This window comes from Aquirufa echingensis, assembly GCF_042714525.1.
GTDB lineage: Bacteria > Bacteroidota > Bacteroidia > Cytophagales > Spirosomataceae > Aquirufa > Aquirufa echingensis.
Genome location: NZ_JBBKYA010000003.1, coordinates 361,431 through 385,487 on the forward strand (window position 1 = coordinate 361,431; position 24,057 = coordinate 385,487).

At 39.0% G+C, this 24,057-nt stretch carries 23 protein-coding genes; 15 read left to right on the forward strand and 8 right to left on the reverse strand.

Annotated features, from left to right (window positions below):
- Nucleotides 1-27 precede the first annotated feature (27 nt).
- Complete coding sequence (locus SKC38_RS06855) at nucleotides 28-666, forward strand: VIT1/CCC1 transporter family protein (RefSeq protein ID WP_377976300.1); 639 nt, start codon at nucleotides 28-30, stop codon at nucleotides 664-666.
- Here SKC38_RS06855 and ggt read toward each other — a convergent pair.
- The gene (gene ggt / locus SKC38_RS06860; protein WP_377976302.1) at nucleotides 660-2,348 is read right to left on the reverse strand and encodes a gamma-glutamyltransferase; all 1,689 of its coding nucleotides are present in this window, start codon (nucleotides 2,346-2,348) and stop codon (nucleotides 660-662) included. The genes SKC38_RS06855 and ggt overlap by 7 nt on opposite strands.
- 160 nt (nucleotides 2,349-2,508) lie before the next feature.
- Here ggt and SKC38_RS06865 point away from each other — a divergent pair, with 160 nt between their 5' ends.
- Both SKC38_RS06865 and SKC38_RS06870 read left to right on the forward strand, forming a co-directional pair.
- The gene (locus SKC38_RS06865; protein WP_377976304.1) at nucleotides 2,509-3,747 is read left to right on the forward strand and encodes an aminotransferase class I/II-fold pyridoxal phosphate-dependent enzyme; all 1,239 of its coding nucleotides are present in this window, start codon (nucleotides 2,509-2,511) and stop codon (nucleotides 3,745-3,747) included.
- A gap of 174 nt (nucleotides 3,748-3,921) precedes the next feature.
- A complete protein-coding gene (locus tag SKC38_RS06870) occupies nucleotides 3,922-4,101 on the forward strand; it encodes a histone H1 (protein ID WP_315575309.1) in 180 nt (59 codons plus the stop codon).
- A gap of 65 nt (nucleotides 4,102-4,166) precedes the next feature.
- On the opposite strand, the gene SKC38_RS06875 is transcribed toward SKC38_RS06870, so the two are convergent.
- Nucleotides 4,167-4,571 (reverse strand): MaoC family dehydratase, encoded by a 405-nt coding sequence (locus SKC38_RS06875; protein WP_377976306.1) that lies wholly within the window; start codon nucleotides 4,569-4,571, stop codon nucleotides 4,167-4,169.
- 52 nt (nucleotides 4,572-4,623) lie between these two features.
- On the opposite strand from SKC38_RS06875, the gene SKC38_RS06880 reads away from it, so the two are divergent.
- Nucleotides 4,624-5,478 (forward strand): diacylglycerol/lipid kinase family protein, encoded by an 855-nt coding sequence (locus SKC38_RS06880; RefSeq protein ID WP_377976307.1) that lies wholly within the window; start codon nucleotides 4,624-4,626, stop codon nucleotides 5,476-5,478.
- A 408-nt stretch (nucleotides 5,479-5,886) separates the two neighbouring features.
- Entirely contained in the window at nucleotides 5,887-7,323 is a 1,437-nt protein-coding gene (gene dnaA, locus SKC38_RS06885) for a chromosomal replication initiator protein DnaA (RefSeq protein ID WP_377976309.1), read from the forward strand.
- A 46-nt stretch (nucleotides 7,324-7,369) separates the two neighbouring features.
- Here dnaA and recA read toward each other — a convergent pair whose 3' ends face one another.
- Nucleotides 7,370-8,431, reverse strand: coding sequence for a recombinase RecA (gene recA / locus SKC38_RS06890; RefSeq protein WP_377976311.1), 1,062 nt, complete (start codon nucleotides 8,429-8,431; stop codon nucleotides 7,370-7,372).
- Nucleotides 8,432-8,661: 230 nt separating this feature from the next.
- Between recA and SKC38_RS06895 the strand changes: the two genes are divergently transcribed.
- Nucleotides 8,662-9,402 (forward strand): DUF3108 domain-containing protein, encoded by a 741-nt coding sequence (locus tag SKC38_RS06895; protein ID WP_377976313.1) that lies wholly within the window; start codon nucleotides 8,662-8,664, stop codon nucleotides 9,400-9,402.
- On the opposite strand, the gene SKC38_RS06900 is transcribed toward SKC38_RS06895, so the two are convergent.
- On the reverse strand, nucleotides 9,399-10,700 hold the full coding sequence (locus SKC38_RS06900; protein WP_377976315.1) for a cryptochrome/photolyase family protein: 1,302 nt from the start codon (nucleotides 10,698-10,700) through the stop codon (nucleotides 9,399-9,401). The genes SKC38_RS06895 and SKC38_RS06900 overlap by 4 nt on opposite strands.
- Before the next feature lie 152 nt (nucleotides 10,701-10,852).
- Between SKC38_RS06900 and queA the strand changes: the two genes are divergently transcribed.
- The 6 genes from queA to SKC38_RS06930 all read left to right on the forward strand — a co-directional run bounded on the left by queA (nucleotide 10,853) and on the right by SKC38_RS06930 (nucleotide 18,089).
- Nucleotides 10,853-11,905, forward strand: coding sequence for a tRNA preQ1(34) S-adenosylmethionine ribosyltransferase-isomerase QueA (gene queA / locus SKC38_RS06905; RefSeq protein ID WP_377976317.1), 1,053 nt, complete (start codon nucleotides 10,853-10,855; stop codon nucleotides 11,903-11,905).
- A 19-nt stretch (nucleotides 11,906-11,924) separates the two neighbouring features.
- Complete coding sequence (locus SKC38_RS06910; RefSeq protein ID WP_377976319.1) at nucleotides 11,925-12,617, forward strand: 2-C-methyl-D-erythritol 4-phosphate cytidylyltransferase; 693 nt, start codon at nucleotides 11,925-11,927, stop codon at nucleotides 12,615-12,617.
- Nucleotides 12,618-12,621: 4 nt separating this feature from the next.
- Nucleotides 12,622-14,991: an efflux RND transporter permease subunit gene (locus SKC38_RS06915; RefSeq protein ID WP_377976321.1), complete on the forward strand. Its 2,370-nt coding sequence runs from the start codon at nucleotides 12,622-12,624 to the stop codon at nucleotides 14,989-14,991.
- The gene (locus SKC38_RS06920; RefSeq protein WP_377976322.1) at nucleotides 14,991-16,172 is read left to right on the forward strand and encodes an MFS transporter; all 1,182 of its coding nucleotides are present in this window, start codon (nucleotides 14,991-14,993) and stop codon (nucleotides 16,170-16,172) included. Before SKC38_RS06915 ends, SKC38_RS06920 begins: the two co-directional genes overlap by 1 nt.
- Nucleotides 16,162-16,347 (forward strand): hypothetical protein, encoded by a 186-nt coding sequence (locus SKC38_RS06925; RefSeq protein ID WP_377976324.1) that lies wholly within the window; start codon nucleotides 16,162-16,164, stop codon nucleotides 16,345-16,347. The genes SKC38_RS06920 and SKC38_RS06925 overlap by 11 nt, the downstream gene beginning before the upstream one ends.
- A 119-nt stretch (nucleotides 16,348-16,466) precedes the next feature.
- Complete coding sequence (locus SKC38_RS06930; protein ID WP_377976326.1) at nucleotides 16,467-18,089, forward strand: NADP-dependent glyceraldehyde-3-phosphate dehydrogenase; 1,623 nt, start codon at nucleotides 16,467-16,469, stop codon at nucleotides 18,087-18,089.
- 149 nt (nucleotides 18,090-18,238) lie between these two features.
- Here the strand turns inward: SKC38_RS06930 and SKC38_RS06935 are convergent, their stop codons facing one another.
- Nucleotides 18,239-19,852, reverse strand: coding sequence for an ABC-F family ATP-binding cassette domain-containing protein (locus SKC38_RS06935; RefSeq protein ID WP_377976328.1), 1,614 nt, complete (start codon nucleotides 19,850-19,852; stop codon nucleotides 18,239-18,241).
- Nucleotides 19,853-19,968: 116 nt separating this feature from the next.
- Here SKC38_RS06935 and SKC38_RS06940 point away from each other — a divergent pair, with 116 nt between their 5' ends.
- Entirely contained in the window at nucleotides 19,969-20,661 is a 693-nt protein-coding gene (locus tag SKC38_RS06940) for a DUF3822 family protein (RefSeq protein WP_377976330.1), read from the forward strand.
- A complete protein-coding gene (coaD, locus tag SKC38_RS06945; protein ID WP_377976332.1) occupies nucleotides 20,658-21,116 on the forward strand; it encodes a pantetheine-phosphate adenylyltransferase in 459 nt (152 codons plus the stop codon). Before SKC38_RS06940 ends, coaD begins: the two co-directional genes overlap by 4 nt.
- Here coaD and SKC38_RS06950 read toward each other — a convergent pair.
- Nucleotides 21,095-21,790 (reverse strand): NUDIX hydrolase, encoded by a 696-nt coding sequence (locus tag SKC38_RS06950; protein WP_377976334.1) that lies wholly within the window; start codon nucleotides 21,788-21,790, stop codon nucleotides 21,095-21,097. The genes coaD and SKC38_RS06950 overlap by 22 nt on opposite strands.
- 94 nt (nucleotides 21,791-21,884) lie before the next feature.
- Here SKC38_RS06950 and pyrE point away from each other — a divergent pair, with 94 nt between their 5' ends.
- Nucleotides 21,885-22,523 carry an orotate phosphoribosyltransferase gene (gene pyrE, locus SKC38_RS06955; RefSeq protein WP_377976335.1) on the forward strand — a complete coding sequence of 213 codons (639 nt, stop codon included), beginning with the start codon at nucleotides 21,885-21,887 and terminating at the stop codon, nucleotides 22,521-22,523.
- On the opposite strand, the gene dprA is transcribed toward pyrE, so the two are convergent.
- Both dprA and SKC38_RS06965 read right to left on the reverse strand, forming a co-directional pair.
- Nucleotides 22,520-23,623, reverse strand: a complete 1,104-nt coding sequence (gene dprA / locus SKC38_RS06960) for a DNA-processing protein DprA (RefSeq protein WP_377976337.1) — start codon at nucleotides 23,621-23,623, stop codon at nucleotides 22,520-22,522. The two genes, pyrE and dprA, sit on opposite strands and share 4 nt — an antisense overlap.
- A gap of 32 nt (nucleotides 23,624-23,655) precedes the next feature.
- The gene (locus tag SKC38_RS06965; RefSeq protein WP_377976339.1) at nucleotides 23,656-23,979 is read right to left on the reverse strand and encodes a MerR family transcriptional regulator; all 324 of its coding nucleotides are present in this window, start codon (nucleotides 23,977-23,979) and stop codon (nucleotides 23,656-23,658) included.
- Nucleotides 23,980-24,057: the final 78 nt, after the last annotated feature.

Consider the following 24,057-nt stretch of genomic DNA (forward strand, 5'->3'; position numbering starts at 1 on the left):
TTAAAAAGTTCTGACTTTATAACTGACATGGTTATAGGCATGTCTGATGGCCTAACAGTTCCATTCGCCCTAGCCGCAGGTTTATCGGGAGCAGTGGATTCTGCAGCAATCGTAACGACCGCAGGAGTCGCTGAAATCGTTGCCGGTTCCATCGCTATGGGATTAGGCGGTTATTTAGCAGGCCAAACTGAACAAGAACATTATGAGGCTGAATTAAAAAGAGAATACGAAGAAGTTGAACGGGTCCCTGAACGAGAAAAAGAAGAGATCCGTGAGGTCTTTGAAGATTATGGCTTAAGCCCTGAGGCACAAGAAATAGTAGTGGAAGCTATTGCTAAAGACAAAGACAAATGGGTTGATTTCATGATGCGTTTTGAACTAGGACTTGAAAGACCTCATCCTGATCGAGCACGAAATTCAGCATTAACTATCGGCATCTCCTACATCGTGGGCGGTTTTATTCCTTTACTTCCCTATTTCTATGTAGAACAGCCCGTAGATGGATTGAAATACTCTGCTGGAGTTACCATTTTAGCTTTGTTGGTTTTCGGATATTTTAAAAGTAAGGTAACAGGTCAAAATCCAGTTATTGGATCCTTGAAAGTCTCCTCGATTGGCGCTGCAGCAGCAACCGCAGCCTTTTTAGTTGCTAAATTATTTCAATAACCCAAAGCGGTATCATCTCCTCTTGAATCTGCTCCTCCCTGGTATTTTCCATCAGGGAGGACTAAGATCCCTTCTACTAAGCCGATGTTGCCGGAAGGCGTCAACTCATACATTTTTGATTTCAATCGGCCTATTTGCGCCTCATCAAATCGTTTCGCCTCGTACCGTGTCAAATCAGGTAACCATTGATGATGAAAACGTGGATATTCGACCGCAGCCTGCATATTCATCCCAAATACTAAGCTGTTCAACATCACTTGAAACACACTGGTGATAATCGTAGATCCGCCTGGAGTTCCCACAACTAATTTTAAACGATTCCCTTCCGTAACAATCGTTGGCGTCATACTCGACAACATCCGTTTACGCGGTTGGATTTCATTGGCCTTTGTGCCAACTAAACCGTAAAGATTAGGAACACCCGCTTTGGCACTAAAATCGTCCATTTCATCATTTAGCAAGAAACCAGCACCGCCTACAAAGACTTTACTCCCGTAAGAATTATTTAAAGTTGTAGTTATTGACACCGCATTCCCATCTTGATCGACAATGGAATAATGCGTTGTTTCAGGACTTTCGTAGGCCGGAAATTCACCAGCAGCAACATCCGAACTTTTAGTCGCCCGAACGAATTGCATGGAACTCATTCGTTGAGTCAAATATGCTTCATCCAACAAGGGTTTGACTGGAACTTTAACAAAATCAGGATCCCCTAACCATTTAGCCCGATCCGCATACACACGACGTTCTGCTTCAATCATTATTTGAATCGTTGAATCCGATTGCGCACCTAAACGAGCCAGTGGATATGACTTAATCATAGTAAATAATTGCCCAATCGCTAATCCACCACTTGACGGCGGCGGCATACCGATGATCGAATATTGGTTAAATTGACTCACAAGCGGTTTACGCCAAATCGCTCGATAGGATTTCAAATCACGATGAGTAATAATTCCACCTTGACGTTGCATTTCGTTTACAAGCAAATCAGCTGTTTCACCTTGATAAAACCCACGCGCTTTTTTGGCTAAAATTCGTTCTAATGTTTTCGCTAAATCTGTTTGGATAAATAATTCTCCGGGAACCCAATGCGTACTATCCGCTTTGACCATATAAGCGCGTCCAGGATTATAACGCATAAAATCTGTTCGATTGCGATTGAGTCCGCGCGCTTCTTTCTCCGTAAGTACAACACCATTTCGGGCTAAATCAATCGAAGGTTGAACTAATTCCGCCCAAGAAAGCTTTCCAAATCGTTTGTGCATCGCTTGCATGCCGGCTACCGCACCAGGAACCCCGACTGAATGAATACCCACAAAGCTTTTCCCTGGAATCACTTTGCCCGTAGAATCTAGATACATGTCGCGTGATCCAGCCAAAGGTGCCATTTCACGATAATCTAATGTATAAGCTTTCCCTTTGGCAGATCGATAAACCAAAAATCCTCCTCCACCAATATTCCCTGCGGCTGGGTGACAAACGGCTAATGCAAAATTCACAGCAACAGCAGCATCAATCGCATTACCACCTTTTTTGAGTACATCGAGTCCAATTTGGCTAGCTGCTGGGTGGGTACTTACAACCATTCCATTTTTTGCTTCTACAAGCGGCTTGATCGTTTGCTGACCAAATGCTGAAATAGTTAGGCCGAGTAAAATAAATGAGAAAATTCGATTCATGAGAAATTGCATTATTGATGAAGAGGCATTATAATAAAGCCAAAGCGAATTAAAGTAATTATTTCCTCAAAACCTCAATTCATTTACATTGTGATAATAAAAATTTAAAATTACCTTTGTCTTACGTATTTAGTATTTACCAACCAAAACGCAATTTAAAGTGGATATTTTCGAGAAAGTTGTCAAAAATATGGGACCCATTGGAGCCCATGCACATTATTCCCACCATTATTTCTCATTTCCTAAGTTGACCGGCGAATTAGGCCCTCGCATGACTTTCATGGGTAAGGAAATGTTAAACTGGTCATTGAACAACTATTTAGGATTAGCCAATCATCCAGAGGTTCGTAAAGCTGACGCAGATGCAACAGCAAAATACGGCTTGGCTTATCCCATGGGAGCACGAATGATGTCGGGTAATACCGACGAACACGAAGAGTTTGAAAGACAATTAGCTGAATTTGTAGGTAAAGAAGATGCATTTCTTTTAAACTATGGATATCAAGGTGTCATGTCTATCATCGAATGTATGGTTGACCACCGTGACATTATCGTATATGATGCAGAGTCACATGCTTGTTTGATTGATGGTATTCGTCTTCATAAAGCTAAAATGGGTGATTATTATAAGTTCAATCACAATGACATGGATTCATTGCGTAAGAACTTAGAACGCGCAACAAAGAAAACACAAGAAACAGGAGGTGGGATTTTAGTTATCACAGAAGGTGTTTTTGGTATGTCGGGGAAAGTTGGTTCCCTGGACAAGATCGTCGAAATGAAAAAAGACTTCAATTTCCGCTTATTAGTAGATGATGCGCACGGATTTGGAACCATGGGTGCAAATGGACGTGGTGTAGGCGAGCATTTAAATTGTACGGAAGGAATTGATTTATATTTCTCCACTTTCGCGAAGTCTATGGCGGCTATTGGGGCATTTGTTGCGGCTCCGAAAGATATTATCATGTATTTGAAGTATAACATGCGTTCGCAAACTTATGCGAAAGCATTGCCAATGCCATTTGTTATTGGTGGCATGAAGCGTTTGGAATTAATTAAAAAACATCCTGAATTACGGGAGCAGTTGTGGGCGAATGTTCGTGCACTACAAAAAGGATTGATCGAGAAAGGATTTGATATTGGAGAAACTACCTCTCCAGTAACACCGGTATTCTTGCATGGAGATTATGATATCAATGCGGTAACTAAACTTGTGCGTGATCTGCGTGAAAACATGGGAATCTTCTGTAGTATCGTTGTTTATCCTGTAGTTCCTAAAGGACAAATAATGTTACGTATTATTCCAACGTCTTCGCATACACTCGAAGATATCGATTATACATGTACATGTTTTGCTGAGGTTCAAAAACGCTTAAAATCGGGCTATTACAAAGATTAAGACAGCTTGAATATTAAATTTTGGCATTTTTTTCACTTTTTGAACTTTTTTTTGGCTTTTTTATGCAGAATAATTTGCGAGCTATTCAAATTTTACTAAATTTCGCCTTATAAACGCTTCAAACAGCGAATAAAGACAATCTAATTTTTTTACAACCTAAAAATTCAAATTATTATGAGCAGATTTGCACAAGTAAAAGACCTAATTTTATCATTAGAAGGTGATTTCGAAAAATTCTACGACAAAGGAAACCAGGCAGCTGGAACACGCGTTAGAGGAGGTCTTCAACAATTGAAAACTTTGGCTCAAGAAATCCGTACTGAAGTTCAAGAGAAGAAGAACGCAGCGAAATAATTTGCGAGATTTCTTAGCAATAAAAAAAAGCCCGACATCGGGCTTTTTTTTATGTTCAAACATTTCTAAAAAAGTTCGGCATGCATGACGGAAGCAATACCGTCCACCATCAATTTACCACGCTCCATTTCAAATACTTGTGTTTTGATTTCAGCAGTATGCTTTACCTGATTTACAGATTCCACTTCAAACTTAGCTTGATAGCTTTGCCCTACATATAATGGGCGTTTAAATTCAGATACTTGCTTTAAATAAACACTCCCTGAACCCGGAAACTCCATTCCCATCACACGCGAGAATACACTCGCAATCAAAGCTCCATGAATAATAGGCTTCTTGAAGGGTGTCGTAGCCGCAAAGGCTTCATCCCAATGCAGCGGGTTAAAATCTCCCGAAATTTTACAGAAATCATTTACTTGTTCTTGTGTAAATGAAAATTCAATTTCATAGCAATCGCCTACTTTGATCATATTATTATACGTTATTTACTAAAATGAGGGTAAATTGCATAAAAATCACCGCATGGTTTATTTTATATACAATCCCAACGCCGGCAACAAAAGTAATAGATATCGACAAAAGTTGATAAATACCCTGCAAAAGATTCCCAATACGCAGCTATTACTTACTGAATACCCGAAACATGCGGAAGAAATTGTCCAAAAGCTAATTCCCAACCATCCACAAAAAATTATTGCTATTGGAGGCGATGGTACGATCAATGAAATAGGTAATGCACTTAAGGGAACTAATATTCCCATGGGCATTATACCCTTAGGCTCCGGTAATGGCTTAGCCAGACACTTACATATTCCGATGCAAGTGGAAAAAGCTATCAATATAGCATTGAAAGGACAAGCCGACTACATCGATGTGCTCGCTTGGAATCAGCGTGCATTCTTTTGTACCGCAGGCATTGGATTTGACGCACAGGTTGCTGCGCTGTTTCATGCTGGCAAAGGCAGAGGATTGATCAATTACATCAAGGCAACTTTTCAAGCATTAGGCTCTTATTCTCATACTGAAATATCCATCAATCAAGCAGAGGTTCAAAACCTATTTTCGTTCACTGTGGCGAATGCAAATCAATTTGGAAATAATGCTTTCATTTCACCACTTTCTAATCTGCAAGACGCTCTTTTTGAAATAGTTAAAATTCAAAAAGGCAATTTATGGCAAAAAGCCCAACTTGGAATTAGCCTATTTTCGAAGTCAATTCAACATCACCCATTGGTCGAAATACAACAGAAAAAATCAATCCAAATACACTGTCAAGCGGGTATATATTATCATTTAGATGGAGAAAGCTTACAAACGCAGACAAACTTGATCAAAATCGAAATTATGCCAGAAAGGCTTTTGGTCATCCATCCATAAGTATTTATCACAAAAACAATACAATCAACTAACAACCAGCAAGTTACAAGTATATTTGAGATATCAATTCCACATATCAACAATTCAAATACGATTTTTATTCAAATTTTTTTAGATTTTTTTTATTTGACTTTTTCAAGCAGAAAGCCCTTAGAGAGGCTGTATTGTTGAACAATTTTTAGGTCCAAATTTTACACCGACTATTTTCGAGAAAATATATTTTTTCGAATTTGCAACGCCCCCGAATTTTACTATTTTTGTCTCCCCGCTCAATAAAAACTTTTTAGTTTTTAGTAGTACCCAACCATTACGATTAAAATTGATAAAAAAGGTCCAGCCATTCTATGATGGAATAGCTTCACCCAAGAAATTGTTGACTCAAAAAAAATAATAACGCGTACAAATTAGATGCATAACGAGGTAAAAGAATTGTGGAACAAATGTTTGGAAATCATCCGGGGGGATATTTCCGAGCAGCAATTTTCGACCTGGTTTAGCCCGATTGTTCCGCTTCGTTTTGTCAACAATACCCTAACAATTCAAGTACCCTCTCAATTCTTCTATGAATGGCTCGAAGAAAACTTTGTAAGTACTTTACGCAAAGCTATTGATCAGACTGTAGGAAAACGAGGCATGTTGGAGTATTCAATCGTTGTTGACACTGGTGATCGCAAGAATCCACCGTTGACCTTCAACTTACCTACAACGAATCAACAGCCTACGAATACAAATTCGTATCGTAATCCGGTAACACCGCAGGCTCAAACTCAAAGTAATCCATTTCAATTCAAAGATTTAGATTCTTTAGAATTAGATTCTTATTTAATCCCTAAATATACTTTTGATAAATTTATTGAGGGAGACTGTAATCGTCTAGGCCGTGCAGCAGGTATGGCAGTGGCGAATAAACCAGGTTTAACGTCATTCAACCCGCTCATGATTTATGGTGGTGTAGGATTGGGTAAAACGCACCTCATTCAAGCCATTGGAAATGAAATCAAAAATCAGTTTCCAGATAAATTTGTGCTTTATGTTTCTACAGAGAAATTCACGAATCAATTCGTAAATGCAATTCGTAATAATTCCATTGAGACTTTTACTAATTTCTACCTGCAAGTTGACGTATTAATTATTGATGACGTTCAATTCCTATCTGGAAAAGAGAAAACGCAAGAAACATTCTTCAACATCTTTAATCACTTACATCAATCAGGTAAACAAATTATCTTGTCTTCTGATAGAGCGCCACGCGATTTAGCAGGAATGGAAGATCGTCTATTAAGTCGTTTTAAATGGGGCTTAACGGCAGATTTACAACAACCTGACTTTGAAACTCGTATTGCTATTATTCAGAAAAAATTACAAGACGACGGTATTCAAATCAATTTTGATGTACTTGAATACTTAGCTCATTCAATACAAACCAACGTGCGTGAATTAGAGGGTGTGATTATCTCACTCATGGCACAAGCATCGCTAACACGTAAAGAGATTGATTTAGAACTTGCTAAATCAACCCTTAAAAGTATCGTAAACGATCAAGAAAAAGAGTTGAGCGTAGATAATATCCTTGAAGCTATCACATCACATTTCGATGTGGATATGGAATTATTAACAGGTAAATGCCGTAAGAAGGAAACCGTTTTCCCTCGCCAAGTGGCCATGTATATGTTGAAAGAACTCACAAACCTACCCTTGAAGTCGATAGGCTATCATTTTGGAGGTCGAGACCATAGCACGGTTATCCACGCTGTACAATCCATTTCCGAAGCCATGGAAACGGATAAATCTGTTGAAAAAACAGTTCGAAAATTATTTAATCGATTCAATATCGCATTAAACTAAAAAAAGAGGCCGAGGCCTCTTTTTTTATACAATAATTCATGGCTAATTACTCAGCCGCAACTGCATCTTTATCCAACAAAGCGCTTTCATCTCCCTTCACTTTTTCCTTTATCTTCGCCTCAATCTCATCCATCAATTCTGGATTATCTTTGATTAAATCTTTCACTGCATCACGTCCTTGTCCCAAACGATTCCCATTATAAGAGAACCAAGATCCTGATTTATCAATTACACCTAAATCAACCCCTAAATCTAAGATTTCACCAGCTTTCGAGATACCTTCTCCATACATGATGTCAAACTCAACCACTTTGAATGGAGGTGCTAATTTGTTTTTAACCACTTTAACACGTGTACGGTTACCCGTAATCGAATCTGCCGATTCTTTAATTTGACCAGCTCTACGAATATCTAAACGAACTGACGCATAAAACTTCAATGCATTACCACCCGTAGTCGTTTCTGGGCTACCAAACATCACACCAATCTTATCACGCAATTGGTTGATGAAAATACAGCAACATCCAGTTTTATTAATCGTACCTGTCAACTTACGTAAAGCCTGGGACATTAAACGAGCTTGTAAACCCATTTTTGAGTCACCCATTTCGCCTTCAATCTCAGCTTTTGGCACCAAGGCAGCAACAGAGTCAATGACGATAATATCAATGGCACCTGAACTAATTAAATGCTCAGCAATTTCTAAGGCTTGCTCACCATTATCTGGTTGGGAGATTAACAAGTTCTCCGTATCAATTCCTAATTTCTCCGCATAAGAACGATCAAAAGCATGCTCTGCATCTACAAATGCAGCAATACCTCCCGCCTTCTGTGCTTCGGCTATACAATGTAACGTTAAGGTTGTTTTACCTGATGATTCTGGACCATAAATCTCAACGACACGACCACGAGGCACACCACCTATCCCTAAGGCTAAATCCAAACCTAAAGAACCCGTGGATATAACTGGCACATCCATCACTTTACTGTCTGATAAACGCATTACAGTTCCTTTACCGTATGCTTTATCTAATTTTTCCAACGTAGTCTGAAGCGCTTTTAATTTCTCAGCTGCTAAGCCTTGTGCGCCATCCGATTGTTTTGCCATGTTATATTTATTGATAATTTTGAATAATCTAAAAATGTCTAAATTTACCCTGCGATAAATCCTAACAAAAATAGTTAATTGACATTAAACTTTAATCAAATAAGTTGATAATCTCATTTGAGATTTGACACTAAAATTAAGCTCTGATTTAACCAAAAACATCATCCCCGCTCCCATTGAAAACCTTTCAAAAAATCTTGTCTATTTTTTTGCTTTCTTTTGGGATAATTTTGTCACTGAACTTTCAAGTTGGCGCACAAGAAACACCCCTATTCCAAGGCAACGAGTTACTAAACTATCGCATACATTTAGGCTTTATTGAGGCTGCAACGGCTTCCGTCAAAAGCAGCAACGCGATTACAACGATTAATAATCACCCTTGCCGAAAAGTTGAAATACTCGGACAAACTGTCACTTGGCTTAAGTTCTTTTCACCCGTAGAAGATTACTGGTCGGCATATTTAGACATCAACACCCTCATGCCCATCAAAACCGAAATGCGCAAACGAGAGGGACGCTACCGTAAGCAAGAGCAAGTATATTTTTCACAAGATTCTGGACTAGCCAAAATACATTCTCCTCAAAATACGCCCGTTGACAAAATTTTACCCATTAGCCCTGCTACCTTAGATCTCATAGGCGGCTATTTTTATTTGCGTAACAAAGAATTAGCCACGATGAATATCGGTGAAAAACTAAGCGCCAAAGTACTCGTAGATGGCAGTATTTATGAAATTTGGTTTATCGTCAAGGGATTCGAAACGGTCAACAGTGATTTAGGGCCTGTTAAATGTATCCGAACATCTCTTGTCCTGCCTAAAAATAATCTATTCAAAGACGAAGATGCAATCCGCCTGTGGATTAGCAAAGACAAATACCAAATTCCCTTCAAAATGGAAGTCAACTTAAAAATTGGATTTTTATCGATCGATTTGACAGACTACAAAATCCAAGGCAAAAAGATTTATTAACGATCCAAAGCTTTTTTATAGGCCTCCAATACTCTCGCTCGGGCAAACTCATGATTGACAATCGGCTGTGGGTAAGTCAATTCCTGAAATTCAGGTACCCATTTGCGGATGTAGGCCAATTCCTTATCAAACTTTTGTGTTTGCAAAGTTGGATTAAATACACGGAAATAAGGCGCAGCATCACAACCACAGCCTGCTGCCCATTGCCAACCGCCATTATTGGCAGCAAAGTCGAAATCCAACAATTTGGCAGCAAAATAGGCCTCACCCCAGCGCCAATCGATCAACAAATGTTTAACGAGAAAACTTGCCACAATCATGCGGACCCGATTATGCATAAAACCAGTTGTGTTCAATTCGCGCATGCCAGCATCCACAATCGGATAACCCGTTTGACCGGAACACCATGCTTCAAATTCTGCCTCATTATTTCGCCAATCCATGCGATCATACTCCTTTCGGAAAGCATGTCCTTCAGAGACATGCGGAAAGTGAAACAAAATATTAAAATAAAAATCGCGCCAAATCAATTCATTTAACCAAGTTTCTGAAATTCCAACAGCTTGATTTACCAAGGAACGTATGGATATCGTACCGAAACGTAAATGTACCGACAAACGTGATGTCGCATTTTTAGCAGGAAAATCTCGTTGTGCATGATAGGCTTGAATTAATGGATTCGCAACTTCTTTACCTGGAAATGATAAGCCGGCTTTTTCAAAACCTAAGCTTTCTAAGGATGGTAACAGAGTTTCAACGCTTAAATAATTCGATAAAATTTCAGATGGATAAACCTGAATGGGATTTTGTGCAAGCTTTTCCTTCCACTTTCTAGAATAAGGGGTGAAAACAGTGTAAGGGGTGTTTTGACCACTAAGCACCTCATCCTTTTCAAAGATTACTTGGTCTTTAAACGTAGAAAATTGAATACCTTTTAGCTCAGCCCATGATTGAATCAATCCATCGCGTATACCTGCATATTTCTCGTAATCATGATTGCAATAAATCGATTGAATATCAAATTGTTCCGATAATTGTTCATAAGCTTCTAAAGGACTAGCATGAAAAACCTGAATGGAAGAACCTATTGCAATCAATTTATCTTGTAAATCCTTAATAGCATTCAAAATAAATTCAACGCGAGCGTCAGCCTTTGTAGTTAGCTTCGTTAAAATAGCAGGATCGAATATAAAAATAGGCAAAACGGGCCAAGGGCTTTTTAATGCCTCATACAATCCATGATTATCTTCAATTCGTAAATCGCGTCTAAACCAAAATACTGATATTTTTTGCTTCATTTATCGTTGTTTAAAATGCTAACAAGCCACAAACTTAATTGTTTAAAAAATATGTCTTGACAAGCCCCCCTTGAAAAGTGTATATTTGTAATTCCAATTTTTCTGCCCTAAGCAAAAAACCTTTTGGCAGCCTTTAACATAAACCCATCCGAATGAAATTATCTGAATTCAGATTTGATTTACCTCAAAGCTTAATCGCTTTAAATCCAACCGAAAACCGTGAAGATGCACGAATGATGGTTGTGAATCGTAAAGAAAAAACCATTGAACATAAGAAATTTACTGATATTGTCGATTATTTTGGCGATGGTGATGTATTAGTAACAAACAATACAAAAGTATTCCCAGCCCGTCTTTATGGAAATAAAGAGAAGACAGGCGCTCAAATTGAGGTATTCTTACTTCGTGAATTGAATCGCGAACACCGCCTTTGGGATGTTTTAGTTGATCCAGCTCGTAAAATACGTGTGGGCAATAAATTATATTTTGGTGATTCTGACCTTGTAGCTGAGGTTATCGATAATACCACATCTCGTGGTCGGACGATTCGTTTCCTTTACGATGGAGATCATGATGCCTTGATGCAAGCGATTCACGAATTAGGCGAGACTCCCCTACCGGATGAAATTCGTTTCAAACGTGCAGCTACGGAAGATGACCGGGAGCGTTTCCAAACCATTTATGCAGAACATGTAGGAGCTGTTGCAGCACCTACAGCAGGACTTCACTTTTCTAAAATTGTGATGAAGCGCATGGAATTAAATGGGGTACAATTCTCTCCAATTACCTTACACGTAGGTTTAGGTACTTTCCGCCAAGTTGATGTGGAGGATTTGACCAAACACAAAACAGATTCGGAGCATTTTATGATCGAACCACAGACATGTGATTTTGTCAATGCAGCCATCGATAACAAAAAACAAGTTTTAGCGATCGGAACTACGGTAATGAAAGCCTTGGAATCATCTGTTTCTGCTAGTGGTCATTTAAAGCCGATTAATAGTTGGACAGACAAATTCATTTTTCCTCCGTACGAATTCAAGATTCCTACGGCCTTATTAACGAACTTTCATTTACCGGAGTCCATTTTATTAATGATGACGTCGGCATTTGGTGGATACGAATTGGTTCAAGAAGCATATAAGCAAGCGATCAAAGAGAAATACCGTTTCTTCAGTTATGGCGATGTGATGTTAATCATCTAACATTTTTAAAGGGTTTGTTTTGAAAAAAATAGCAATCATTGTAGCGGGAGGTACTGGTCAGCGAATGAACAGCGCCGTCGCGAAACAGTTTTTGCTTCTTCAAAACAAACCCATTTTATTCCATACGCTGCAAGCATTCAAAGCTGCAGATCCAATCACAAAGCTAATCGTCGTTCTTCCTGAAAATCAAATTGAATATTGGAAGTCACTCTGTGAAAAATACCCTGAAATTAAACTTGAAACTCCCCACGAAATAATAAATGGAGGAGAAACACGTTTTCATTCAAGTAAAAATGGAATTGATTCCATAGGAGCTCAAGACGATTGTTGGGTCGCAATTCACGATGGTGTTAGGCCCTTAATTCTTCCTTCAACTATCAATCAAGCATATCAATTAGCCCAAGAAAAAGGCAATTGCGTGGTTTCTGTGTCGAGCAAGGATTCGATCCGGATGTGGGATGCATCAAAAAATGCTTTCAAATCCGTAATACGAGATGATGTAAAAATCATCCAAACACCTCAGATTTTCGAATTGAATACGCTCAAAAAGGCATTCAATCAACCTTATTCTCCGAAGTTTACCGACGATGCCAGTGTCGTTGAAGCGAATGGTGAAAACATTCATTTGATGGAAGGAGAATATACCAACATTAAAATTACGACACCGGAAGATTTACTGGTGGCGGAGTCGATATTAGAACAACCTAAGTAAACTTATGAATAAGACCTGGAATTGGATTGCAAATCAAATTTTGGCCTATAAAATTGCTATTTTAATTGCACTCAGCGCATTGACAATTGCCTTGGTCTATGAAGCTAGCCAAATTCAATTGAGCTATGAACTAGCTAAAATTCTTCCAAAATCGGATGAACGCTTCCAATTGTATGAATCGTTCAAAAAGAAGTACGGGGAAGATGGTAACATCATGGTGATTGGCCTGGAAAATCCTGATTTATTCACGCCAACTGAATTTGATGCATGGAATAAACTATACCGTGATGTCAAAAAACAAGCAGGAATAAAATCGATTTTAGCCCTACCAAGTCTTCCTGTGCTATATTTAGATAGTGCAGCACATCAATTCAAATCAAAAAAGGCATACGAAGGAGATTCGACAAGCACCCAGATTGCGCTTGATTCTTTGAAATCGACATTAGCGAATTTGCCTATTTACCGCAATTTCCTGTTTACGGAAGACCTGAAGGTTCACATGATGTTAATCACCTTGGACCAAAAAACGATCAACAATAAAGGTCGAATTCAATTAGTTAAAAACGTCAAGAAATTAGGGGATGCATATGTTAAACAAACAAAACATCCCTTACATTTCTCAGGAATGCCTTATATCCGAACGGAATTAACGGCACAGGTAACGAACGAACTTGTCTTGTTTCTAGGTCTGGCGATTTTAGTCACCTCACTGATTCTCTTCTATTTTTTCCGGTCGATTCAAGTTGTATTCTTTGCGCTGATCGTTATCTTAATTGGTATCGTTGCTTCTTTGGCTACGATTGTTCTTTTCGGTTTTAAAATCACACTATTATCCGGATTGATTCCTCCACTCATCGTTGTCATTGGTGTACCCAATGCCATTTTCTTATTGAATAAATACCACGAAACTTACCTGATCACACAAAATAAAGAGGCCTCGTTAATTGAGAGTGCAAGTACGGTGGGCAGAACCTTGTTTTTGGCCAACCTAACTACATCCATTGGTTTCGGTGTATTTGCCTTCACAGGTTCAGCCTTATTAGTTGAATTTGGAATTGTTGCTGCATTGAATGTCATGTTGACATTCCTATTTTCATTGCTCTTAATTCCCATTTTCTTTAGTTTCCTTAATCCTCCCAAACCCAAGGATTTAGCGCATTTTGAATCCAAAAGGGTGAACAGGCTTTTAACGAATATCGAAACTTGGGTATTTGGCCACAGAAAGTTCATCTACAGCATCATTATTGTTATTTTAGGAATCTCAGTATATGGACTGACGAAAATTCAAGCTGTTGGTTACATCGTAGATGATTTACCTCAAGACAATGCCATCTACACCGATTTAAAGTTTATTGAAAAGCACTTCAAAGGTGTTATGCCATTTGAAGTTTCCATTGATGCCCATGAACCTGGAAGAGCTTTAACACCAGAGATTTTGGCCAAAATGAAACGTACGGAGAAGTTGCTTGCCAAATATCCTGAATTTACACAAGGTCTTTCCCTATTAACGGCGACTAAGTACTTATATCAAGTTTATCGCGGTGGAGATGCTAAATACTTTACCTTGCCAGGTATAGATGAATTAGCTAAACTCAAAGAATTCAACAGTAGCTTAAATGGCAAAAACAATCTGTTTAATGGATTCCTCGATGCAGAAAAACGTTTTACTCGTATCAGTTTCCAAATGGCTGACGTGGGAACCGTTCGAACGAAAGAGCTATTTGATGAAATCCAACCAAAGATTGATACTATTTTCCGCACCGATGTTGAATCAGGTGAAATCTTACCTGCATCAGACAAACGCGTATACGAGGCGAAAGTTACTGGTAACTCAGTAATCTATGCTTTCCAAACAGAATACCTGCAAAAGAACCTAATTGAGAGTACGTTAACGGCTATTTTCCTGATTTGTGTTTTGATGGGATTCTTATTTAGGAGTTGGAAAATGATCATCATCTCCACCCTACCCAGTTTAATTCCTTTAATCATCACAGCCGGATTGATGGGCTATTTCCACATTGCCTTGAAACCCAGTACGATTTTGATCTTCTCTATTGCCTTTGGTATTTCGAGTGATGGAACCATTTATTTCCTAACACGTTACAAAGAGGAATGGTTGAAGAATGCCAAAAACGTAAAACTAGCTGTTCAAATTACTATTCAAAAAACGGGAGTCTCCATGTTTTACACGGCGATGATTCTGTTCTTTGGCTTCTTTATTTTCACAGCTTCCACGTTTAAAGGAACGCAAGCTTTGGGAGTTTTGGTGTCCATCACTTTACTCATGGCCATGATTTGTAATTTGATTTTATTGCCAGCATTTTTAATGGGAATGAATAAAAAAGCCGTTGAGGAATTAATCGAAGAAGTATAATGGAGGAACAAAAATCCATATACACGCTTCAATTTTGGCTTTTAAGCCTCAGTAATTTCTTGTTCTCTGCTAGTTTCTCGATGATCATCCCCGAATTGCCTGATTATTTGGCAAGCATGGGAGGCAAAGAATACATTGGCTATACCATTGCACTCTTTACACTGACAGCAGGCTTAAGTCGGCCATTTTCCGGGAAACTCACCGACCACATTGGTCGGGTGCCCGTCATGGCCTTTGGATCCATTGTTTGTTTTATTTGTGGAGGACTTTATCCCTTGATTCATACGGTGCAGGGATTTCTATTCTTGCGTTTCTTGCATGGCATGTCGACAGGAACAAAGCCTACAGCGACTGCTGCTTATGTAGCCGATATAATCCCCGAAAATCGACGTGGCGAAGCACAAGGTGGGCTAGGTATCTTTACAGCAACAGGAATGTCTATGGGTCCGGCCATCGGAAGTTATTTGGCATCCACCTATGGACTTCGAGAGATGTTTTGGATTTCATCCCTATTTGCATTGTTTTCAATCTTGATTTTGATGCGTATGAAGGAAACCCTTCCTCCGGCCATGAAATCAAAATTCTCTTGGAAATTATTTAAAATATCTTGGTCTGACGTTTTTGAGCCACATATCCTACCCGTCTTTTGGGTAATGCTGTTTGTGTCATTTTCTTCCGGTGTTGTGATTACGCTATTGCCCGACATATCTAAAAACATCGGTTGGCATAATAAAGGGCTATACTTCACCATTTATACCATTTCCTCCATCGTAGTTCGAATCTTCTTTTCTAAAACATCTGACCGCTATGGTCGCATTCCCGTTCTTTTGGTTTCGTCTGCTGTTTTAGCCGCTTCCATGGGCGTGATGCTCATCCACCTCAATAGTTATACGGTCATTTTATCAGCGATTTTGTTCGGTTTTGCGTGGGGATTTAATACGCCCACATTAGCAGCTTGGACAACAGATTTGGCCAACAAAAATCACATGGGTCGGGCGATGGCAACCATGTATATCGCCTTAGAAGTGGGCATTGGTTTAGGCGCTTTTTTTGCGGGAATAATTTACAAAGGTCTGCAAGAACGCATCCCCATCCCCTTTGCGATATCAGGTGTTTTGGCCATTATCTCTTTTTTCCTATTATTGAACTATCATAAAAACTGGCAAAAAAATGGAATTTGATCAATATTTAATCAGTAAAAACATAGCCCCTGATGCCTTTCATAATATAGAAAGCAATTTATATGCTGTCTGGGAAAGTGCGTTTAAGCAGATGCATGAGAACAGTTTTACTGAGCAATATAAATTCCAATTAAATAAAATCCGCCGCAAATACCCCTTAAAAACTGAATTTTAAGCGTTTAAATATTGTGCTTTTCTAATTTATCGCTGTAATATTCAAATAATTAGTACATAGGTTTATTTGAAAGATGCAAATCTCAGAAATTTGCATTCAGAAATTTTTTAACAAACGATATGCAAGCGAGTGATTTAGAAAATCTGTTTCCCAAGGCGGCAGATATCCCCAAAGAATTTGATTTAACTCAACCCATTGAACAACGTGAGTACTTAGTCAATGGCGAAATGCGTAAATGGGCTGGAAAGACACAAGATGTTTGGTCCCCTATTTATGTTCAAACAGCTAATGGTTTTGAACAAAAGCGCATTGGTTCCTACCCAATTACAGATGCTACAGATGCCATGGAAGTTTTATACGCAGGTGTAAAAGCATATTCCAACGGTCGTGGCGAATGGCCATCGATGTCGGTAAGCCAACGCATCGAATGCGTGGAAAAATTCACCCAAAAGATGATTCAAAAGCGTGATGAGGTTGTCAAACTTCTCATGTGGGAAATCGGGAAGTCTTTAGGAGATTCTCAAAAAGAATTTGATCGTACCGTCCAATACATTTATGATACGATTGGTGCATTGAAAGACATTGATCGTACTTCCTCTACCTTCTTAATTGAAGAAGGAATTATTGGCCAAGTGCGTCGTTCACCGCTAGGAGTCGTTTTGTGCATGGGACCCTTCAACTATCCCTTGAATGAAACCTTTACTACCTTGATTCCAGCGTTAATCATGGGTAATACGGTTCTTTTCAAACCCCCGAAACACGGTACTTTATTACATTATCCATTATTGGAGGCATTCAAAGATTCGTTCCCTGCAGGAGTAATTAATACCTTGTACGGACGTGGAAATTCAATCATTCCACAATTGATGGAGTCAGGTAAAATTGATGTGTTAACATTGATTGGATCTTCTAAAGTTGCCGATAAATTGAAAAAAATGCACCCGAAAGTAAATCGCTTGCGTGCCATTTTAGGTCTTGATGCCAAAAATGCTGCCATCGTAACCGAAAGCGCACAATTGGATGTTGCAATCAATGAATGTTTATTAGGTTCTCTTTCGTTTAACGGCCAACGTTGTACTGCGGTGAAAATCATCTTCGTACACAAATCTTTAGCAGAAGCCTTCAACAAAGGTTTAGCTGAGAAAATCGAAGCCTTGAAAATTGGCATGATGTGGGAACCAGGTGTACAAATCACACCACTTCCTGAGCCGAACAAGCCAGCATATTTGAAAGAGTTAATTGAAGATGCCAAATTACATGGTGCTAAAGTCATTAATAAGCATGGTGGCGAAAACTTCAAGTCCTTATTCTTCCCAGCGATGTTATATCCAGTTAACAATAAAATGAAAGTTTGGCATGAAGAACAGTTTGGCCCCGTGGTTCCAGTTGTGCCTTTTGAGGATATCTCAACGCCGATCGATTACATTCACGAATCGTCACATGGCCAACAAGTTGCCATTTTCGGAACGGATGTCAATCAAATCTCTGCTTTAATTGATGAAACCGTGAACCAAGTTTCGCGTGTGAATATTAATGCACAATGCCAACGAGGACCGGATTCATTCCCATTCACGGGACGTAAGGATTCTGCTGAAGGAACTTTGTCGGTAACTGCCGCATTGCGTTCATTCTCAATCCGCACGGTGGTTGCTACAAAAGCAAACCAATTAAACAAGGATTTGGTAAATCAGATTGTAGAGAACCAACAGTCTAATTTCCTTTCTACAAGGTTTATCCTTTAGAGTTAAGAGTTAAGAGTTAAGAACGAAGAGTGAAGAGTGAATGGTCTTTAGTCTTCATTTCGCGAAAATTGAACGTAAAATTCTTAATATTTAACTAACAAAAAAGCCTCGATTTTCATCGAGGCTTTTTTTATATTCAATAAGTAACACTACAATTTAGCTCGCTGAGCTTTCACTGTTGGATCAGTGATGAATTCATCGTAGGTCATCAATTTGTCTAAATAGCCATTTGCGCCTAATTCGATTACGCGGTTGGCAACAGTATCAGTCAATTGGTGATCATGGCAAGTGAATAAAATAGTTCCTGTAAATTCAACCATTCCATTATTCAAGGCTGTAATCGATTCCAAATCCAAGTGATTGGTAGGCTCATCGAAAATACAAACATTGGCACCTGATAGCATCATGCGAGAAAACATGCAACGCTGCTTCTCCCCTCCTGAAATCACCGTAGATTTTTTCAAGGCTTCTTCGCCTGAAAATAACATACGACCTAAGAATCCACGAATAAAGCTTTCGTCTTTTTCCACTGAATATTGACGCAACCAGTCCACCAAATTCATGGAATCATCCTTGAAATAGGACGCATTGTCATTAGGTAAATAGGTTTGAGTCGTCGTAACACCCCACTTAAATTCACCCGATGTAGGTTTCGCTTCTCCCATTAGGATATCAAACAAAGCTGTGATAGCTAAGGAATCTTTGGCTAAGAATGCTACTTTATCGCCTTTATTGATAGTAAATGAAACATTCGAAAATAATGGCACACCTTCCTCTGTCGTAGCTGATAAGTTTTCTACACTTAATAATTGATCTCCAGCTTCACGCTCAGGCTTGAAGTTAATGAAAGGATATTTACGCGATGATGGCTTGATATCATCCACTTGCAATTTATCCAACATCTTTTGACGAGATGTCGCTTGTTTCGACTTCGCAACATTGGCCGAGAACCGACGGATAAACTCTTCTAATTCCTTCCGTTTTTCATCTGTTTTCTTATTCTGATCTTGACGTTGACGTGCGGCTAATTGAGACGATTCATACCAAAATGTATAAGTTCCCCCATACAATTGAATTTTACCGAAATCTAAATCGGCGATGTGCGTACACACATTATCTAAGAAGTGACGATCGTGAGACACGACAATAACCGTATTTTTAAAGTTTTGCAAGAAGCCTTCTAACCAAAGTATCGAATCGATGTCCAAGTTATTCGTTGGCTCATCCAACAATAAAATATCAGGATTTCCAAAAAGCGCTTGGGCCAAAAGAACCTTCACTTTCTCGGAGCCATTCAAATCACGCAATAAAGTATAATGAATATCCTCTTTGATACCTAAACCACTTAATAAGGTAGCAGCTTCTGATTCTGCTTCCCAGCCATTCAATTCAGCAAATTCCGCTTCCAAATCCGCAGCCTTGTTACCATCAGCTTCGGTGAAATCTTCCTTCATGTAAATAGCATCTTTCTCTTGCATGATGTCATACAGACGCTTATTTCCCATGATGACTGTTTGAAGTACAGGAAATTCTTCGAATTCGAAATGATTCTGTTTCAAAATCGACATACGTTCACCCGGATTCATGGAAACACTTCCAGTTTGAGACTCAATCTCACCAGATAAAATCTTCAAAAAAGTAGATTTACCAGCTCCATTGGCACCAATCAAACCATAACAGTTGCCCTCGGTAAACTTAATATTAACTTCTTCAAACAAGACTCTTTTCCCAAAGCGAAGGGAAACATTCGATACTGATAACATACGAATTGGATTAAATAAGGCGCAAAATTACGCATTTTGAGGCTAGAAAAAAATTCTATTTTTTATCTATTGTCCTATTTTTTTTGCAATTTCGGGCACTTTGAATAAAAATAGCTTTGCAAACTGATTTACATACGAACCCAATACAAACTAGCATTAGCTTGCCTTTGCAAGTAAGTGAGCAAGGTATTCGGTTTCAAGATGCAGAACTAATTAGTTGGAAACAAACAAGCAAGCAAGTGTCCGACTACCTGAAAAGTATCGACCTACAAGCAAGTCAGGTGCAAAAACTTATCATTGAGATTATTCATCCGTCTTTTTTAATGCTTCCTGATGCCTATAACGATCCGCTTTATCGAATCGCATTTTTAGAAAAAGCCTTAGGCGAACATTGTATGGATGGCCAGGAGTTGCATGAACAAGCTTGTTCTAATGTTGAATCCGCACTTTTATATTTAATTCCGAGTTATTGGAAAGATCAATTAGCCATTCTATTTCCTTTGGCAAACATTCAATACACGCATTTATTGGGCAATGAAATAGCGAAATCAAAATTATATATTCATCCTCGCATTCAAGTGTATTTACAGGAGCAACATGCTTATGTGACCTATTTCCAACATGGCAGACTTCAGTTGATCAATGTATTTCCATACGAACACGAGTTGGCTTTAGCCTATTACTTACATTCCATCCGCGACACTTTTGACATTCCTTGGAATCAAGAAAGCATCCGAATGCATGGTCCAGAAGCAAGCGATGCAAAACTTATTGCAGATTTAATCCGATTGAATATCCCCCTATCATGAAAAGAACGGCATTTTTCCCTGGTTCCTTTGATCCATTTACCAAAGGACACGAAGACATTGTCTTGAGAGCATTGACCTTGTTCGACGAAATCGTGATTGGTATCGGCCAAAACTCGAACAAAAATCGCTATTTCAATTTGGAAAAAATGAAAGGTTACATTGAACAAACCTTTCATGGAAAACCCGTTCGAGTGGTAACGTATCAGAATTTAACGGCCAATGTTGCGAAGGAAGTGGGCGCCAAATTCATCATTCGTGGATTACGTAATACAACAGACTTTGAATATGAAAACTCGATTTCGCAGGTAAACCGACATATCAACGAGGAATTAGAAACCGTATTTTTGATTACATCACCTCACTTGGCCCCCATAAGCTCGACAATTATCCGAGACTTACATCGTTACGGAAGCAAAATTGATCAATACCTGCCTTATACCTTAGATGGAATTTGAGTTTCTTGAAACTTAATCATGACGTAGCGTATTGAGGAATACGTATCCGAAACAGCCTTATTCATGGCAATGGGGCCCAACCATTCAACTTTTTCGATATTCTCTTCTGCTTGTGGAATTAATTTCCCTGTATGTTTGCTGCGCATTGCATACCATTTGGTCTTCTTTAAGATGCGTTGGTTTTTATGTGAATAGGTATGAAAAGTCGTACAAACTTTGTCGACTAAGGTAGCTTTCACATTACATTCCTCCTCTACTTCCCGAACAGCCGCTTTCTTAAACTTTTCATTTTTCTCCAATTTCCCTTTCGGCAAATCCCATTTACCTAATCGGTAAATCCACAAAACCTCATCTGCTTCATTTTGTACAACTCCACCAGCAGCTTCAATGACTGTATACAATGAACAAATCTTTTCTTTTAGCGCCTTCTTAATGCCCGTTAAGATGTATAAGGAATGAAAATCAAAAGGCTTTTTCCCATGCAAGTCCTCGATAATTTTCCCCATTTCATCTACGCTCACATTCAAAAGACAGGTATGACCTTTGAAATCTGAAATTTTCACAGGCTTTAATCGCGCATCGATGATCACATCAAAATCCTCCATCGGGGGATAGCTATGTTTTTTCTTTCGATTAATTAATTTGATCGGGCGATCGTCGATAAAAATGACCATTGGGGAAATTTAATTTTGGCAAAAATAGAATTAAATAACGATAAGATAAGCCGAAAAAACTATTTTTGTAATTATATACTAGAAACGATATCGCATGTCCAATTTGACCATTTCACAAGAAGTTGCCCAGCATTTATTACGCATCAAAGCCATACAATTACGTCCAGACCAACCGTTTACATGGGCATCCGGCTGGAAATCACCGATTTACTGCGATAATCGAATCTCCTTATCCGATCCAGAAGCTAGAACTTACATCAAAAACAGCCTTTCTGCCGTTATTAAAGGCTATTTTAAAGATGTAGATGTCATCGCTGGCGTTGCAACTGCGGGTATTGCACAAGGTGCACTTGTAGCTGATTTCCTAGATTTACCTTTCTGCTATGTACGTCCTGAGCCTAAAAAACATGGCATGGGAAATCAAATTGAAGGCTTTGTCAAAGCTGGCCAAAAAGCCGTTTTAATCGAAGACTTAATTTCTACGGGTGGTAGTTCGTTGAAGGCGGCGGAAGCACTCCAACAAGCCGGCGTAGAAGTATTGGGAATGGCAGCTATTTTCACCTATGGTTTTGGAATCGCAGATGAGAATTTCCAAAATGCAGGCATTCCTTTGGTTACTTTATCCAATTACGATGTGCTCGTAGAGGAAGCAATCAAATTAGATTACATTTCAGACACTCAATTAGTGACTTTACAAGATTGGCGTGTGAACCCTAGCACTTGGGGCGTTTAATCTTTAATTCGATAAACATATCCAGGTAAAGCTTTAACCATGCCTTGGAATTCTAAATTTATCAAGGTGATCGCAATTTCGGTCACCTTTTTTTGTAGTTTCCAGGCCAACTCATCCAAAGGCATTTCCCCATTTTTCGACAACAATGCCATCAATTCCGTTTCTGGTTCCGTCAAACGGGACCAACCCAGCTTTTTACTCGGTTTAATTTTATTCGGAATATTTCCCCAGTTCATTTGCTCACACAATTGATTAAAATCCGTATAAATAATCGCTTTATTCTTCTGAATTAGCCGATTACATCCTTCCGAAAACAGTTTATCCAAATTCCCTGGAACAGCGAATACCTCCCGATGGTAATTATTCGCATAGTCGGCGGTAATTAGTGCCCCACCCTTTTCCGCAGCTTCCACCACCAAAGTCGCATCCGTCATTCCCGCAATGATCCGATTACGCAAAGGGAAAAACCGGGGATCCGGCTTTTCATGCAAGGGATATTCAGAAATGATCCCTCCGTTCAATAGCATTCGATCGAGGTATTTCTTATGTTTAGCTGGGTAAATGTGATTAAATCCTCCCGCCAATACAGCGATGTTGGGTATATGGTGTTCAATGCAAGCTTTATGAACTTCTACATCAATCCCATATGCCAAACCACTGACAAATGTTACCTGAGCACCCATTGATTCTTCTACGAGTTTTGTGGTAACACGCCTGCCGTAATCAGTCGCTTTACGGGTTCCTACAACGGCCAATAAACATTCGACGTTTAAATCAACATTTCCTTGTTGGTATAAGATAATCGGAGCATCATAAATTTGTTTCAAGCGGTCCGGGTAGTCCACATCTTGATAAAATAAAACCCGAACATTCGACTGTTCACTCGTTTTTAAAATCTGTTCCGCCTCCTTAAGGATATGTGTTTGAAAAATCGATTCGGCTAAGACTGGGCCGATATGTGGAATCTTTAATAAATCTGAACGATTAGCAGAAAATATCGAGGATGCCAAATCGAAATAAGACATCAGTCGGCGGGCATTCACAACACCAATCTGTGGAATACGCGATAAAGCAATTTGGTAAAACAATTCTGTTTGCATCGATTTCTATTTCGAGCCAAGTAACAGACGTTTTAATTCAAACCCTCCGAAATAACTTGTAAAAATTGACGAATATCAAGTAGTTGGTCAATCACCGCTTGATTCGGATTTTTCGGGCTTCCGTTTTTCTTGATGGCCAACTTCGCACCTTCAATAGTCAAACCTTGCTTATCGATGAGATCCACTAAAATTGCAATCTTTTCTATGTCGACCGGCGTGTATTTTCGAATGCCTTTTCCCGTTCTTTTGGGCAATAAATGGGGGAATTGCGTTTCCCAATAGCGTAATTTAGACGTATTGACCTTGAAAAGGCTAGCAACTTCGGAAATGGAATAATATTGCTTGTCTAAATTCATAAAAGCCCTTATTTGATTCAAAAATTCAGCAAAAAAAACTAATTTTGCGATTCTTGTTTAAACAAAAATAAACAAGCG